Source organism: Phocicoccus pinnipedialis (genome assembly GCF_903994035.1).
Taxonomy (GTDB): domain Bacteria; phylum Bacillota; class Bacilli; order Staphylococcales; family Salinicoccaceae; genus Phocicoccus; species Phocicoccus pinnipedialis.
This window is the reverse complement of sequence record NZ_CAJEWB010000006.1, coordinates 109,995-125,704: the sequence shown is the minus strand read 5'-3', so window position 1 is coordinate 125,704 and position 15,710 is coordinate 109,995. Positions and strand designations below refer to the sequence as shown.

The following is a 15,710-nucleotide window of genomic DNA, read 5'->3' as shown; positions in this document are numbered from 1 at the left end:
AGTAACTTAGAAATATAACCGAGTATTTATTATAGTTATTATGTAAAAGAATACCCATTAAAAAATACGGTAGATAATTACCGAATGCCGCGAATGGTAATAATGCATGTCGTATTGGAAATGCTAACTCAATTATATAAAAAGATACGGAGCTTAAAAGTATAAACATAATTAAAATAAAATCTATTGTAAAGCCGTTTAAATTTAACTGAGCTGTTTTGAATTTATTAAAAATTGATTCAGCACTCTTTAAATGATATACAACTAAATAGAGGATAAGACTGAATAATAAAACTAAGTATAAAAACCATAAATGCGATAAAGTGAAATTATGATCCCATGGAAATATCCTATGAATAGCCTCATTAATAGAAAGATTTTTCTTAAAGAAAACCTCACTATAAATTGTTTGAATAAAAACAAGAGTTAACAAGCTAGTTATAAGTGGTAGACCAAGCCTTTGTAATTTATTTTTAAGAAAGTCTTGGAAAGAATACTTAAAGACGGAGTAAATAGCGAAATATCCTGCTATAAACATAAAAAGTGGCATTCTAAATAAATTTGAAAAAAATGTAAATATACCGATACCTTGGTTAAATGATTCGGTAGGAACATTTATTAACCATGGAACAGTGAAAATTAAGCCGGCATGATAAAAAATACCTAAGATACTCGCGAGAGCTTTTCCGTTATCAAAATAATGTAATCTCATTTATATACTCCTTTATATAAATTTATTATAAATTTATTATAAACGAAGTAGATAAGTTATTCATTATTAATAAAATCAAATATCATTAATTACTAAACAGAAAACTTAGTAATTAATATTCAACTATTTGCATTCGCTAGAAAAACATATATTCGTATATTCTGAGTCCAAAAGCGAAGTTTCTAGAGTTTAATATTTGAAATATACCATATGAAAAACTTAACTTTAATATTCTACGAGGCCGTGACATTATTAAGTGTGCATCTTATGCAACGCTACCAGAGCAATATCAAGAAGTCTGAGATTTGATATATATTTATATACAACCACTATCTGAGAAACCTAAACTTCACGAATGACAGTATTAGTAACATTGAAAAGGCAGTCTTTCAATAAATTAAATAGCAATCATAAGTTATTGATCATTTAGCCAAGATGAGAGGATCTTTTGTGAAATAATTTAAATAGGGATATAATATTATAAATTGTAGAAGAGAATAAGAAGATACTTAAATTCTTTCACATCTATATAGTAGGTTATAATAGTAGTTTATAAAAATCTACCCTTATAGTATCGTTTTGGAGTAAGTTTTGAAGTAACTAGATACACATATATAGTTAGTAAACACCTAAGTTAATTTTGAATACGTAATAAAAGACGGTAACGAAACTCCCGCCGTCTCCATACATAAACATACCCAGTTCAGTAAATGAACTGGGTATGTTTTTATATATTTTTATATGTCATATGATAGTAATCATGCCCATAAAGGTTCACGATTTCATCTTTTATAAAGCCCATCTTTAAATACAGGTTGAGTGCTTTCTCATTTTCTACTTCACAAATGAGTCCCCACGGACGATCGTTTTTGCTATCGAGTAAATATTTAAGTAGTTGTGTTGCGATGCCTTGTCCACGATATTCTTTAAACGTTACAACACTATCTATGTACATTTCATCATCTCTTGCTTCTTTCACCTCAAGTGGTGGACTATACGGTTTAAATACTTCATCAAACTTAAGTTTCTCCCATACACGTTTAAACCTAAATTCTGTGTGGCCAGGATAAGTGACCACGCAGCCTGCAACAGCGTCATCTTTTTCATATACATGAATCGTTCTTTCAGAGTTTATAAAGTCTTCATCAGCGAGACATGTTTCGATTGCTGATAATACTTTACCCTTTTCAAAATGATCAATCATCTCAAGGTTCATACCATCCCATATGATATAAATTAGCTTTGCGATTTCCGTATTGTCTTTTTGTTCTGATTTACGAATCAACCAATCACTCCTTTTATAGTATATAAATTATAGTAACAAAGATTAAATAGAGAAGGAAATGACATCGTTTTTAATATAATTATCTTATTCTAGCCGATTAATTTAATAAAATCGTTAATTATTTTTTCTGAAAAAGGCCTAGGTATCAGCTATTATAAGAAAAACGAATAGATAACATAAATAAAACTAATTATTTAGGCGATATCTATATACAAGAGCAATATATGGGTGTATACTAAGTATATAAGTAATCAAGGCTCGTGAGTTTAAATGTAGTGTATTGTTTTTGAATATCCTCAGTTAGATAAATGAAATTTGTTACAAATATTTGTGCAAAAGCACACGGAGGTATTCAATATGAATAACGGTACAGTAAAATGGTTTAACTCAGAAAAAGGTTTTGGTTTCATCGAGAGAGAAGACGGAGACGATTTATTCGTTCACTTCTCATCAATCGTAGGTGACGGATATAAGTCACTTGAAGAAGGCCAAAAAGTGGAATTTGATATCACTGAAGGACAACGTGGACTTCAAGCAGATAACGTAGTTACTGCATAATCATAGATTAAAAACCCCCTTACTAGAGTATCTAGTAAAGGGGGTTTTTATTTATTTTTTATGTCATCTATGTCATCTTTTAAGCCCTCTAAGTCTTCTTTTACAGTTTCATAGTGATCATCCACTTCTGAAGTAGATGGAATAAAGTGATCACGACTTGAATCGACTCTTTTACCGTGTAATATTAAATCCATTATAATTTGACCGTTGTTTGGCATACCGTTAATTGTGTGCATAGGAAGAGCGTCGAGTAATACATAAAAGAAAATGTAAAATATAAAACGGTTAAAAAAGGTCGCATATTCATCAAAATATCCATTTGCGATCAACGCATTTAATGTAATACCAATTGTCGCATTTACAACGATAGGACTTGCATATAAAATGATATATTTTAGAATGCTATTTTTCTTTAAGTCATCAAAGGAAAACCAGCTGTATAGGTGATAATTTCTCCGCACTTCTAGTTGACCTAAACCAAGCATGTTAATTTTAAATAACTTTCGACCCGATCCAATGGTCACCCGAGCATTCTCAACACCGACAAGTGCACCTGCGAGAAGGTATGAAGCTTCTCTAATAAAAGCGACCACAGGTAGGATGATAAATATAGATATAATTAAGCTAATTAAATCATTTAGACCAAACATCAGTCTTTCCTCCTTAACGTCAGTTAATGATAGAGTACCCTTTATATTAAAGATTAACACGCAGTAAATCTAACGATTCGACGTATATGAAATTTATTTAAGTGTTATCTATATACAAACATATGTTTTGTGTGTATAATAGTAATTAAGTAATAAAGAATCGTGAGTTTAAATGTAGTGTATTGTTTTTGAATATCCTCAGTTTAGATAAATGAATTTGTTACAAATATTTGTGCAAAAGCACACGGAGGTATTCAATATGAATAACGGTACAGTAAAATGGTTTAACTCAGAAAAAGGTTTTGGTTTCATCGAGAGAGAAGACGGAGACGATTTATTCGTTCACTTTTCATCAATCGTAGGTGACGGATACAAGTCACTTGAAGAAGGCCAAACAGTAGAATTCGATATCACTGAAGGACAACGTGGACTTCAAGCAGATAACGTAGTAGCTAGATAATTGAATATCTATTTAAAAATACCCTTACTAAAATTTTAGTAAGGGTATTTTTTGTTATTACATCAATTCATTAATTGAAATAGGAGTCTTAGGCCTACAGTGTTCAATTCTTATAAGGATCCACATTATATAACGCTCTCATTTATTTGATATGTCATATGGTGATAATCATGGCCATATAAAGTGGTTTCACCGTCAATCTTAAACCCAAGTCGTTTATATAAAGCTTGTGCGCCAACATTATCTTTTTCGCAAATTAACCCCCACTTTGCATTTTTGTCAGTGTTGAGTAAATGCTTAAAGAGCTTTGATGCAATGCCTTGACCTCTATATTCTGGAAAAGTTGCGACGGATTCGATGTAAATCTCATCATTTCTTGCCTCTTTTTCTGGTAATGGTGTACCAAATGATTTGATTTCTTCAGTGACATCTAAATCATGCCATGCATTCTCAAAAGTCATCTCCTTAGCTCCAGGATAACCAACGATGCATCCCGCAACATTACCGTCCACCTCGTAGACATAAATATGGCGATATGAATTACGATATTCAACTGTTTCAATTGCTAAAGCGAGTACCTCCAATACAGTATCTCTTGGTAATGATCGAACGATGTCGAGTTCCATGTCGTTCCATATGATGTAAATTAATTCTGCAATCTGATGTTTATCTTCTTTACGTGCTAAGCGTATCATTTAAATGCATCCTTTAATATTTGATATTATAATCGTAACAAATTAGTGGTGTAAATATATTAAAAATGAATGTATGCTTAAAGTATGGAGTGAGTCTATGATATTAATTAGCGCATGTTTGGTTGGACAAAAAGTAAGATACGATGGTAAAGCAAAGTATGATGCACGTTGTAACGCACTCATTGAGAGTGGTCAAGCGATAAGTGCGTGTCCAGAAGTGCTCGGTGGACTCAGCACACCTAGAGATCCTGCAGAAATTGTTGGTGGAGACGGCTTTAATGTGTGGGAAGGGTCGGCACGGGTCATTACACATAAAGGCGAAGATGTTACGGAAGCTTATAAAAGAGGGGCAGCTCGAACGCTAGAGATTGTACAAGAAATGAAGTGTAATACAGTAATATTAAAAGCGAATAGTCCGTCCTGTAGTTCGGTTAATATTTATGATGGGAATTTTTCTGGACAGCTTAACCCCGGGGTGGGAGTGACGACAGCTTTGTTTTTAAACAATGGAATCGATGTATATGATGAACATAGTTATTTTATGGAAAATTAATAAGAGAAAACGCGCATTGGTGTTTGAGATACCCATGCGCGTTTTCATTATTCTTATAATAAGTAGGTGCCAATTTCTAGAGGGTGAATGTTTTCTTCACCTTTAAATACACGCATGTTACCACCTGAAATTTCATCGATGAGTAAAATTTCATTCGTTTCATGATCTCTACCGAACTCAAGCTTGATGTCATATAGGTCTAAACCTTTTTCAGTTAATTTTTCTTTAACAACGTCACAAATTCTTACTGTTAATGCTGCGATTGTATCGTATTCATCTGCATGTAAAAGATCGAGCGCATTGAGTGTTTCTTTGGATGCGACTGGATCTTGTCGTTCATCGTCTTTTAGTGTGAATTCCACGATTGGATTCTCGAGTACCGTGCCGTCTTCAATATATTTACCGTAACGTCTATAATAACTGCCTGTAGCAACGTAGCGACAAATCACTTCTAATCCATCACCGAATGTCGTCACTTCACGCACACGCATTTCATTCTTGTCAAAATTACTTGAAATAAAGTGAGTGGGGATATCTAAATCGTTTAATAGTTCGAAGAAATATGTTGTCATTTTGAGTCCAGCAAGACCAGAACCTTTAACAGTCAGTCCAACTTGGTTTTCGCCTGGGTCAAACACACCATCTTTACCGGTCATATCATCTTTGAAGAAAAGAACAATGTCCCCATTTGAATCTCTGTAAACGTCTTTTGTTTTACCTTTATAAATCTGTTCCATGAAATACCCCTCACTAATAAATTTATATTCTTATCATACAAAGAAATTGCGACGTTGTCATTTTATAAAAGAAATTTTTAAAAATGTGTCGTTCATTCTAAGGGAATATACAACGAACCATTGTGAGAAAATTAGATATAACGTTTTAGATAGACATATCTTTACTTATTGTATTTAATTATTTTGAGGAAAAGTATTTTTTAGGTTTAACGTTTTAATTACCGGGTAATAGATAAGTACTAAACGTAATTCATGAAAAAAGAAACGCGCATCTTCGGATGCGCGTTTCTTTTTATTTTGACATAACATCAAATAATGCATGGTCTCCTTTAGTGTTTAGTATTGGTTCGAACTTAGCAGTGAGTCGTTCGGGTTGACCGTTAAATGCATAATATATATCCCCAGTCGTAGATTCTCCTGGATTCACGTCTTCGAGTAGTGTCCCTTCCATATTGTAATACGTCGCTTCTGTCTCGTCGTTTACTGTCAGTGTGATGTCACGACCTGCCGGGAATACCGTATCCGAATTATTTTTATAAGTCACATTGAGCTTCATGACGTATTCAAACGTCTCGAAGTGATCCGGAATTCGGTCTTCTATGAACTCTGCATTGTTAATTATTATTTCTATGTTGTCAATAACAGCATGTTCACCTAATTGAAGACGAATATCAGTTGGAAGAGTATCCGCTTCAATTTCTTTCTTTTTAGTAATATCGGCATTTGGCGCCTGAGTGTTTTCTATGTGTTTATCTTGCGTCGTATCTGTCGCACATGCTGATAAAATTAAGGTGAGTGTTAATAGTAAGAGAAGTCGTTTCATACGTATTGCTCCATTCGTTTATATATCAGTTTTATGGTATCATTTTTAAATAATAGCAACAATTGAGGGCGGTAGATTATGACTGAAATTATTTTGACTCTGGAGAGCGGAACGCTTTCTAAACTACAAGATGAAATCATGGAGATGCGTAGTGTACGTGACGCGTTCGACATCATTGAAGTACGTGGTGATTTCTTCAAAGACGTAAACACGCTGGTGCGAGCGATTTCTATGATTCGCGATTCTATTGATAAGCCAATTCTCTACACATATCGCACGAAAGCGGATGGTGGGAAAGGAGATCTTCTTGGCGAAGAATATCTTCTACATTTAGCGACAGTTCAAAAATCGATTCCAGTAGAGTACGTCGATGTGGAGATCTTGCAGCAGAGTAATCCAACAATTATTGAGCAGTTAAAGCGCTACTCTAAGGTAGTGCTGAGTCATCATGATTTTGAAGGTACACCGACTGATGCGGTTATGAATGGTATAATTGAAGAGATGAATGCCGCGCAGGGTGACTTCTTTAAGATCGCTTATATGCCAATCAGTAAAGAAGACGTGGCGAGAGTAGTATTACTGCTCAATGAAACTAAGGAAAAATATGGTGATATTGTAACGGCGATTTCGATGGGTGAACTTGGGCAAGAGACGCGCACGAGTGTTGAACATGCGTCGAGATTTACGTATGGCACGATTAATATGCCACAAGCGCCCGGTCAAGTGACTGTAGAAAAGTTAAGAAAAATTTATGGAGGTACAAATGATTAAAGTATATGAATATCCAAAGTGTACGACGTGTAGAAAAGCGAAAAAATTTTTAGAAGAAAAAGGATTAGAGTTTGAAGCGGTGGACATGGTAGCAGCACCACCATCAGTTGAAGCACTGGATCGTCTAGTGAAACAGAGTGGTCGCAATGTAGATGCGTTTTTCAACTCACGCGGAAAGGCGTTCAAAGAACTTAACCTAAAAGAAGCACTCGGCGACTTATCTTACTATGAGAAGTTGGAACTTTTATCAAAAGACGGCATGCTTATCAAGCGACCAATGGTCGACTACGAAGCCGGCGTGTTCTTAGGGTTTAAAGAGGATGAATATATAGAGAAGTTGCAGTTGTAAGAGTACTAACGGGTGAAAACTCAACCTAACTCACGAAGCGTGTTCTGCCTAATTTAAAGCGACTCTAAGTAGTGTGTGCATTTTTTCTTACAAAACTGTCAATAAACCATGCTTTTCGTCATTTTTGTGCGTAAACGCTATTATATATATTGTTTTAAATGATTATTTATGACACAATTAAGGTATTAACTTATAGGGGGTTTTTATAAATGGCATCACCAGAGAACTTAAAGTATTCTGAAGATCATGAATGGGTAAAATCTGAAGGTAATACGGTTACGCTTGGAATTACTGAGTTCGCTCAGTCAGAGCTTGGCGACATCGTATTCGTAGAACTTCCTGAAGAAGGCGATGAAGTCACTAAAGGCGATTCGTTCGGTTCTGTTGAGTCTGTTAAGACTGTTTCAGAATTATATGCTCCTGTATCAGGTACAGTTGTTGCTGTAAACGAAGCGCTTGAAGATAGTCCTGAACTGGTTAACGAATCTCCGTACGAAGACGCGTGGATGATTAAAGTAGAACTTTCAGATGAGTCTGAAGTAGATACTTTAATGGACGCTGCAGCATACGATGAGATGACTAACGCTTAATTTCACAACTCTAGACATTGTCTAGAGTTTTTTCTTTTAGAGGGTATTTATGAAAAAACAATTATCAAAAGATGAACTAAATAGACATATCAATAAACCAGGAATTAACGTTGTCTACGGGTTTACCCCAATCTGCGCAACGTGTGCGCTTGCCGAGCGCTTCTTAAACATCGCTATGGAAGTCGTTCCAACTGAAGTTAAGAAAGCAGATTTAAATTATCACGAGGATTTCATTGAGACTTACAAAATAAAAAGCGTGCCCGTACTCATGGCTTTCAAAAATGGTGCGTGTGTTAAATCACTCTACCGTTTTGAAAGCGTCACGAATTTAGTTGAATTTTTCAAAAATATTGACGAGTAAGAAAATGAGTGGTACGATAGATTTCAATTAAATAGCTAGCTCTTATCAAGAGTGGTGGAGGGAAGTGCCCTATGAAGCCACGGCAACCGTCTTTATGACAAGGTGCCAAATCACTGAATTAATTTCGAAGATGAGAGGCGAACGTTCTGCCTACTCATATAAAATTGGAGTAGGCTTTTTTAATAGCAAATTTTAAATAGGATGATGTAAGTTGATCGATATATTAAAGGTAAGCAAAATATTTGAGACAAAATCGCAAAAAATCGAAGCGGTGAAGGATGTCTCACTCACAATTGACAAAGGTGAAATCTTTGGAATCATTGGATATTCGGGTGCAGGTAAGTCTACATTGATCAGGCTTCTAAATGGGCTCGAACTTCCAACAAGTGGTGAAATCATTATCGGCGACGATTCAATTGGAGCGCTCTCTAAAAAAGAACTTCGCAAGAAGCGTCAGAAAGTATCGATGATTTTCCAACACTTCAACCTGCTTTGGTCACGTACAGTTAAAGAAAACATCATGATGCCACTTGAAATCGCAGGTCTAAAAAAGGAAGAACGTGAAAAGCGTGCAGATGAACTCATCGACCTTGTAGGACTCAGAGGAAGAGAGCACAACTATCCGAGTGAACTCTCAGGTGGACAAAAGCAACGTGTCGGAATTGCGCGTGCCCTTTCAAATCGTCCGGAAGTGCTTCTCTGTGATGAGGCAACAAGTGCCTTAGATCCTGAGACAACAGAAGAAGTTCTAAACTTACTACTCGAGATCCGTGAAACACTCGGACTTACAATTGTGTTAATCACGCATGAGATGGAAGTGATACGCAAGATCTGTGACCGTGCTGCGGTAATGGAAGACGGACGCGTCGTTGAAGTCGCACCAGTCCTAAAATTATTCCAAAACCCTGAACACGGTGTAACAAAACGTTTTGTCCGAGACGACATAGACGATGAAGATACCGAGCTTCAAATTGAAAGTATTAAAAAGACATTCCCAAATGCAACAATTCTAAAACTCGGATTCGTTGGAACAGGTGCACGTGCACCAATTGTATCTATGCTCGTGAAAAAGTTTGACTTAGATATCAATATACTTTCAGGAAATATAAAAAACACAAATGAGGAATCATACGGACATCTGTATATCGCAGTAAATATCACTGAAGAATTACTATACGCAGTCATTGATGAGCTTAGTAAAGAGAATGTAAAAGTGGAGGTGGCACAATGATTGAAGCTTTAAAAGAAATGTTTTCATTTGAACACGTGAAGCTAGACGCTGTCTGGCAGGCAACATATGAAACATTAATCATGACAAGTGTCGCAACAGTTTTCGCATTCGTGATTGGCGTTATTCTAGGGCTCATCTTGTTTTTATCTTCTAGAAAGAAAGGACGAACGAATGGTCCAGTATACGGAGCGACCTCATTCGTCGTAAACTTATTCCGTGCAATTCCGTTCATCATCCTCATCATCTTACTGATGCCATTCACAAAAGTGTTAATGGGCACAATCATGGGTGTGTGGGGCGCGATGCCAGCACTCATCATCGGTAGTGCACCGTTCTACGCGCGACTTGCTGAAATTGCGTTAAAGGAAATCGACAAAGGTGTGATTGAAGCGGCTGAGTCGATGGGTATTCGCACACTAGAACTCATCTATAAAGTTCTGATTCCAGAATCTTTACCAGCACTTGTTTCAGGCATCACGGTTACGGCGATCATGCTTGTTGGTTCTACAGCAATTGCTGGGGTAATCGGAGCCGGCGGACTCGGAAGTCTCGCATACATGGTTGGATTCACGCGTAATCAACCGGATGTTACGCTGGTCGCTACAATTGTGATATTAATTATCGTTTTCGCGATACAAATTATCGGCGATTCCGTTGCAAAAGCGATCGATAAACGATAACTAAATATAAATATTTTTAAGGAGATATGCAAATGAAAAGAATTTTATTCTTACTTACTTTTGTTTCAGTACTTGTTCTATCGGCGTGTGGCAATAATGAAGATAAGTTAACAGTTGTTGCGACACCAGTCCCTCACGCAGAAATATTAGAGGAGGCTAAACCACTTCTTGAAGAACGCGGTATTAAACTCGATGTTAAAGTGGTAAACGACTATGTTACACCGAATAAATTGCTTGAATCTGAAGATGCGGATGCGACTTTCTTTGCACACATTCCATACTTCAATAACTTAGTAGAGAACGAAGGATTTGACTTCGTTAACCTTGGTGCAGTTCATTTAGAACCAATTGGAGCATACTCTAATGATTATGACTCATTTGATGCTCTACCTGATGGTGCAAAAATCTTCTTATCAAATAACGTCGCAGACGAAGGTCGTATCCTTAAATTCTTTACAGATCGTGATTTAATCACACTTAAAGAAGGCGTAGACCCAATCACAGCACGTGTTGAAGATATTGATGAAAACCCACATAACTTCGATTTCAATAACACAACAGCACCAGAAATCATGGCAAAAGCATATGAAAACAACGAAGCAGATGTATTCTTCATTAACGCTAACTTTGCGATTGATGCAGGTATCACTCCTGCAGAGGACGCAATCGAACTTGAAAGCGCAGACTCAGAGTACGTAAACATCGTTATTGCTCGCACTGCTGATGAAAATAATGAACAACTCAAAGAATTACTAGAAGTGTTACGTAGTGAAGAAATTCAGAAATTCATTGAAGAAAATTACAACGGAGCAGTAATTCCGGCAGAATAATAGTATAGAATAACCAATGATTATGTTCATTCTAAATGGGGTATCATATAATATATATCTATTTGGAGGCAGAATCATGGATTACAATAAAGAAGAATTTGAACCTGTTAATCACTCACGTTTTGATAATCAGATTGTTATGATTTCATACCTATCGACGCTTGTAACTACATTTATTATTCCAATTATTTTATGGGTAATGAAAAAAGATGAGGATCCTGAAACAGGTCAAGCACTTGCTGACGTATTGAACTTCTCGATTTCTTATACGATTTATTTAGTCGCAGCGAGTATTTCAATGATTATTTTAGTTGGCTTTGTGTTAGCACCACTTGTGTCATTACTCGTCATCATCTTTTCAATCGTTGGTGCAGTGAAATCATACAATGGTGAACGTTACACAGCACCATTGACAATTAAATTTATTAAGTAAAAAAATAAGTCCAAATGATTTTCATAATCATTTAGGACTTATTTTTTTACGCTTTTTCCATTAGGTGAAAAGGTGAAGAAAGAGGGAGTATCCTTTTAAATACATAGGAAATACGGTATAATATGAAGAGTTAAAGGATACTCTATTATTTTGACTATTATTTAGAATTATTATAAACTGATAGGGTATGAACTATAAAATCTATTGGAGGATTTAAAGAATGACATCTGTTCTAGAAATTAAAGACTTACATGTCGAAATCGAAGGCAAAGAAATACTTAAAGGTGTAAACCTTACAATAAAACAAGGTGAAATTCACGCTGTAATGGGACCTAACGGTACAGGTAAATCAACACTTGCACAAGCGATTATGGGTCACCCTTCGTATGAAGTTACTAAAGGTGAAGTACTTTTAGATGGTGAAAACGTTCTTGAATTAGAAGTAGATGAGCGTGCGCATGCGGGTCTATTCTTAGCAATGCAATACCCATCTGAAATTTCAGGTGTAACAAACTCTGACTTCCTACGCTCAGCAATCAACGCGAGCCGTGAAGAAGGCGACGAAATTAACTTAATGCAATTCATTAAGAAATTAGATAAAAACATGGACCACCTAGAAATGGACCAAGATATGGCAACGCGTTACTTAAACGAAGGTTTCTCTGGTGGGGAAAAGAAACGTAACGAAATCTTACAGCTTATGATGCTAGAGCCAAAATTCGCTATCTTAGACGAAATTGACTCAGGATTAGACATCGACGCATTAAAGGTTGTTTCTAAAGGAATCAACGCACTTCGTGGACCAGACTTTGGATCACTTATTATTACACACTACCAACGTCTACTGAACTACATCGAACCAGACTTCGTACACGTTATGATGCAAGGTAAAGTTGTAAAATCAGGTGGAAAAGAACTTGCAGAGCGTCTTGAGAACGAAGGTTACGACTGGATTAAAGATGAGTTAGGTATCGAAGACGTAACAGTAGAAGCAGAATAATACAGGAGGATCACAATGGAAAACGAATTTGTTATTAATAAGAATGAAATTCTTGAAGCGAGTAAGTCTCGTGGTGAGAGTGCGTTCTTAACTGAAAAGAGAACAGAAGCACTTGACAAATTAAACAGTCTTGACATGATTAAACCAGACAAGACACGCGTATCTAAGTGGGACTTCTTCACTGTAACAGATCAATTTGTAGAATCAGATGTTTTTGGTTCACTAGAAGAATTACCAGAAGCTGTACGTGAAGTTATCGATATTGAAACTGTTGAAAACGTAATTATTCAACATAACAATACGACTGCGTTCACTAAAGTTAGCGACGACTTAAAGTCACAAGGTGTGATCGTTGAAAGTATCTTTGATGCTGCACATAACCACCCAGAACTTTTAGAAAAATACTTCATGACTGATGCAGTTAAAATTGATGAAAACAAACTTACTGCTTACCATGCAGCACTATTAAACGGTGGGGTATTCATTTATGTTCCTAAGAATGTTCAAGTGAAATCTCCGATCCAAATGGTTGTTTTGCATGATGACGAAAAAGCATCACTCTTCAATCACGTCATTGTAGTAGCTGATACTGGTGCTGAAGTCACATACGTTGAAAACTATGTGACAACTTTAGAATCAGCTCAAGGTAAATTAAACATCGTATCTGAAGTCATTGCGAACGATAACGCAAGAATCAAGTACGGTGCAGTAGACTTCTTAGCAAAAGAAGTCGTTGGATATGTTGTTCGCCGTGGTGTAACTGGAAACGATGCTGTTATAGATTGGGCACTCGGACTCATGAACGATTCTGATGTGATTTATGACAACACAACTTACTTAATGGGCCACGGGTCTTCATCAGACGTAAAAATCGTACACGTTGGACGTGGCAACCAAAAGTCTAACTTCACTACTGAAGTAATCCACTATGGAAAAGAAACAACGGGTAATATCTTAAAACACGGTGTTATGAAAGACAGTGCGTCAAGCGTATTTAACGGAATTGGTTACATTAAGCATGGTGCGACGAATGCAGATGCACAACAAGAATCACGTGTACTCATGCTTTCACCGAACGCGCGTGGAGATGCGAACCCAATCCTATTAATTGACGAAGACGAAGTAGTAGCAGGACATGCAGCTTCTGCTGGTCAAGTAGATGAGATCCAGCTCTTCTACCTAATGAGCCGTGGTTTAAAACGTGAAGAAGCTGAAAGACTTGTGATTCATGGATTCTTAGCACCTGTTGTCGAGAGTATCCCAATTGAATCAGTTAAGAATTTACTTGTATCAGTAATTGAAGAAAAAATTGTGAATTAAAAAAGGAGGCGCCCAATTGGACATTCAAAAAATCCGAAGTGATTTCGATATTCTAAACGAGAAAGTCAATGGGAAAGACCTCAACTATCTAGACACTTCAGCTACGAGTTTAACTCCGAATGTTGTTGTCAATAAACAAGTTGAATATTATAAAAAATACAATGCAAACGTGCACCGAGGCGTTCATACGCTCGGTTCACTTGCTACAGATCACTACGAACAAGCCCGCATGAAGGTCCGTAAGTTTATCGGTGCAAAACGATTTGAAGAAATCGTGTTTACACGTGGTACGACAGCCTCATTAAATATGATTGCGCGCGCTCTAGGCGACCTTGTTATAAATGAAGGCGATGAGATTGTGGTGACGGAGATGGAACACCATGCAAACATCGTTCCATGGCAAGAAGTTGCAAAAAGAAAGAATGCGAAACTCGTCTTTGTTCCGATTGAAGAAGACGGTACGATTGCTGAAGAGAGTGTTCAGTCTGTTATGTCTGAGAAGACGAAAATCTTAGCAATCACTCATGTGTCTAACGTTTTAGGCACGATTAATGACATCAAGACATTTGCAAAAATTGCACACGATCATGGCGCATACATTGTTGTTGATGGTGCGCAGGCTGTGCCACATATGAAAGTGGATGTTGTTGATTTAGATGTAGACTTCTATGCGTTCAGTGCGCATAAGATGCTTGGACCTACAGGTATTGGTGTGTTATACGGTAAGGTGGAACTCTTAGAACAAATGGAACCAACGGAATACGGTGGGGACATGATTGATTATGTGTATAAAGAGACGTCTACTTGGACAGACCTACCTGTCAAGTTTGAAGCAGGGACACCAATGATTGCTGAAGCAATTGCACTTGGTGCAGCAATCGATTATCTTGAAGAAATCGGCATGGATAATATTCATGATTACGAAGAGGAACTTGTAAAATATGCATATAACCGCATGTCCGAGGTTGAAGGTATTCAGATTTATGGTCCATCAAGCGATAAGCGTGCAGGTCTAATCACGTTCAATATGGATGGCGTTCATCCACATGATTTAGCGACAGCTTTAGACTCAGAAGGTATCGCTGTTCGTGCAGGGCATCACTGTGCTCAACCACTCATGAAATGGCTCGGTACAAATTCAACAGCACGTGCAAGTTTCTATATCTATAACACTAAAGAAGACATCGACTCATTAATTAAAGGACTCGAACGCACAAAGGAGTTTTTCTCGTATGAATTTTAATAACTTAGAGAGCCTTTATCGTTCAGTAATTATGGATCACTATAAGCATCCGAGAAATAAAGGCGCATTAGAATCTGGAACACTGACAATCGATATGAATAATCCGACTTGTGGGGACGAGATTCAGTTAAATCTAGAAGTTGAGGAAGGCATCATTAAAGATGTGAAATTTAATGGCCATGGTTGCTCGATTTCTATGGCGAGTGCATCTATGATGACTGAAGCAGTTAAAGGACAAACCGTTGAACGCGCACTCGAGATGGGCGATGAATTTAGTAAGATGATGCTTGGGGAAGACTATGAAATCGCGGAAGACATGGGTGATGCGGAAGCATTATCTGGTGTCAGTCAATTCCCAGCACGTATCAAATGTGCAACTCTATCATGGAAAGCTCTTGAAAAAGGCTTCCCAGAAGCGCACGAATAATT

At 36.8% G+C, this 15,710-nt stretch carries 21 protein-coding genes and 1 riboswitch; of the genes, 15 read left to right on the top strand and 6 right to left on the bottom strand.

What is annotated here, in order from left to right:
- Both H9D55_RS03550 and H9D55_RS03545 read right to left on the bottom strand, forming a co-directional pair.
- The coding region (locus H9D55_RS03550; protein WP_186076926.1) for an acyltransferase family protein at window positions 1–712 on the bottom strand (712 nt) is incomplete at its 3' end.
- 727 nt (window positions 713–1,439) lie between these two features.
- On the bottom strand, window positions 1,440–1,997 hold the full coding sequence (locus tag H9D55_RS03545) for a GNAT family N-acetyltransferase (RefSeq protein WP_186076925.1): 558 nt from the start codon (window positions 1,995–1,997) through the stop codon (window positions 1,440–1,442).
- Window positions 1,998–2,354: 357 nt separating this feature from the next.
- Here H9D55_RS03545 and H9D55_RS03540 point away from each other — a divergent pair, with 357 nt between their 5' ends.
- Entirely contained in the window at window positions 2,355–2,555 is a 201-nt protein-coding gene (locus H9D55_RS03540) for a cold-shock protein (protein ID WP_186076924.1), read from the top strand.
- Between the two features lie 47 nt (window positions 2,556–2,602).
- On the opposite strand, the gene H9D55_RS03535 is transcribed toward H9D55_RS03540, so the two are convergent.
- Window positions 2,603–3,205 (bottom strand): hypothetical protein, encoded by a 603-nt coding sequence (locus H9D55_RS03535; RefSeq protein WP_186076923.1) that lies wholly within the window; start codon window positions 3,203–3,205, stop codon window positions 2,603–2,605.
- 259 nt (window positions 3,206–3,464) lie between these two features.
- Here H9D55_RS03535 and H9D55_RS03530 point away from each other — a divergent pair, with 259 nt between their 5' ends.
- Window positions 3,465–3,665, top strand: coding sequence for a cold-shock protein (locus H9D55_RS03530; RefSeq protein WP_186076921.1), 201 nt, complete (start codon window positions 3,465–3,467; stop codon window positions 3,663–3,665).
- Between the two features lie 125 nt (window positions 3,666–3,790).
- Here the strand turns inward: H9D55_RS03530 and H9D55_RS03525 are convergent, their stop codons facing one another.
- Complete coding sequence (locus H9D55_RS03525) at window positions 3,791–4,360, bottom strand: GNAT family N-acetyltransferase (protein WP_186076919.1); 570 nt, start codon at window positions 4,358–4,360, stop codon at window positions 3,791–3,793.
- A gap of 97 nt (window positions 4,361–4,457) precedes the next feature.
- On the opposite strand from H9D55_RS03525, the gene H9D55_RS03520 reads away from it, so the two are divergent.
- On the top strand, window positions 4,458–4,913 hold the full coding sequence (locus H9D55_RS03520) for a DUF523 domain-containing protein (protein ID WP_186076917.1): 456 nt from the start codon (window positions 4,458–4,460) through the stop codon (window positions 4,911–4,913).
- A 53-nt stretch (window positions 4,914–4,966) separates the two neighbouring features.
- Here the strand turns inward: H9D55_RS03520 and H9D55_RS03515 are convergent, their stop codons facing one another.
- Both H9D55_RS03515 and H9D55_RS03510 read right to left on the bottom strand, forming a co-directional pair.
- Window positions 4,967–5,650, bottom strand: coding sequence for a phosphoribosylaminoimidazolesuccinocarboxamide synthase (locus H9D55_RS03515; protein ID WP_186076915.1), 684 nt, complete (start codon window positions 5,648–5,650; stop codon window positions 4,967–4,969).
- A 292-nt stretch (window positions 5,651–5,942) separates the two neighbouring features.
- A complete protein-coding gene (locus H9D55_RS03510) occupies window positions 5,943–6,473 on the bottom strand; it encodes a hypothetical protein (protein ID WP_186076913.1) in 531 nt (176 codons plus the stop codon).
- A gap of 78 nt (window positions 6,474–6,551) precedes the next feature.
- On the opposite strand from H9D55_RS03510, the gene aroD reads away from it, so the two are divergent.
- The 12 genes from aroD (at window position 6,552) to sufU (ending at window position 15,708) form a co-directional block, all read left to right on the top strand.
- A complete protein-coding gene (gene aroD / locus H9D55_RS03505) occupies window positions 6,552–7,244 on the top strand; it encodes a type I 3-dehydroquinate dehydratase (protein ID WP_186076911.1) in 693 nt (230 codons plus the stop codon).
- Window positions 7,237–7,593, top strand: coding sequence for a Spx/MgsR family RNA polymerase-binding regulatory protein (locus H9D55_RS03500; protein ID WP_186076909.1), 357 nt, complete (start codon window positions 7,237–7,239; stop codon window positions 7,591–7,593). Before aroD ends, H9D55_RS03500 begins: the two co-directional genes overlap by 8 nt.
- 209 nt (window positions 7,594–7,802) lie before the next feature.
- Complete coding sequence (gene gcvH / locus H9D55_RS03495; RefSeq protein ID WP_186076907.1) at window positions 7,803–8,183, top strand: glycine cleavage system protein GcvH; 381 nt, start codon at window positions 7,803–7,805, stop codon at window positions 8,181–8,183.
- A 49-nt stretch (window positions 8,184–8,232) separates the two neighbouring features.
- Window positions 8,233–8,544: a thioredoxin family protein gene (locus tag H9D55_RS03490; RefSeq protein WP_186076905.1), complete on the top strand. Its 312-nt coding sequence runs from the start codon at window positions 8,233–8,235 to the stop codon at window positions 8,542–8,544.
- A 39-nt stretch (window positions 8,545–8,583) separates the two neighbouring features.
- Window positions 8,584–8,681, top strand: a riboswitch (SAM riboswitch).
- Between the two features lie 74 nt (window positions 8,682–8,755).
- A complete protein-coding gene (locus H9D55_RS03485) occupies window positions 8,756–9,775 on the top strand; it encodes a methionine ABC transporter ATP-binding protein (RefSeq protein WP_186076903.1) in 1,020 nt (339 codons plus the stop codon).
- Window positions 9,772–10,455 carry a methionine ABC transporter permease gene (locus H9D55_RS03480; RefSeq protein ID WP_280899834.1) on the top strand — a complete coding sequence of 228 codons (684 nt, stop codon included), beginning with the start codon at window positions 9,772–9,774 and terminating at the stop codon, window positions 10,453–10,455. Before H9D55_RS03485 ends, H9D55_RS03480 begins: the two co-directional genes overlap by 4 nt.
- Window positions 10,456–10,487: 32 nt before the next feature.
- Window positions 10,488–11,285, top strand: a complete 798-nt coding sequence (locus H9D55_RS03475) for a MetQ/NlpA family ABC transporter substrate-binding protein (protein ID WP_186076901.1) — start codon at window positions 10,488–10,490, stop codon at window positions 11,283–11,285.
- 76 nt (window positions 11,286–11,361) lie between these two features.
- The gene (locus H9D55_RS03470) at window positions 11,362–11,718 is read left to right on the top strand and encodes a DUF4870 domain-containing protein (RefSeq protein ID WP_186076899.1); all 357 of its coding nucleotides are present in this window, start codon (window positions 11,362–11,364) and stop codon (window positions 11,716–11,718) included.
- Window positions 11,719–11,938: 220 nt separating this feature from the next.
- Complete coding sequence (gene sufC / locus H9D55_RS03465; protein ID WP_186076897.1) at window positions 11,939–12,718, top strand: Fe-S cluster assembly ATPase SufC; 780 nt, start codon at window positions 11,939–11,941, stop codon at window positions 12,716–12,718.
- Between the two features lie 15 nt (window positions 12,719–12,733).
- Window positions 12,734–14,038: a Fe-S cluster assembly protein SufD gene (gene sufD / locus H9D55_RS03460; RefSeq protein WP_186076895.1), complete on the top strand. Its 1,305-nt coding sequence runs from the start codon at window positions 12,734–12,736 to the stop codon at window positions 14,036–14,038.
- Window positions 14,039–14,054: 16 nt separating this feature from the next.
- A complete protein-coding gene (locus tag H9D55_RS03455; protein WP_186076893.1) occupies window positions 14,055–15,281 on the top strand; it encodes a cysteine desulfurase in 1,227 nt (408 codons plus the stop codon).
- Window positions 15,271–15,708 carry a Fe-S cluster assembly sulfur transfer protein SufU gene (gene sufU / locus H9D55_RS03450; protein ID WP_186076891.1) on the top strand — a complete coding sequence of 146 codons (438 nt, stop codon included), beginning with the start codon at window positions 15,271–15,273 and terminating at the stop codon, window positions 15,706–15,708. The genes H9D55_RS03455 and sufU overlap by 11 nt, the downstream gene beginning before the upstream one ends.
- Window positions 15,709–15,710: the final 2 nt, after the last annotated feature.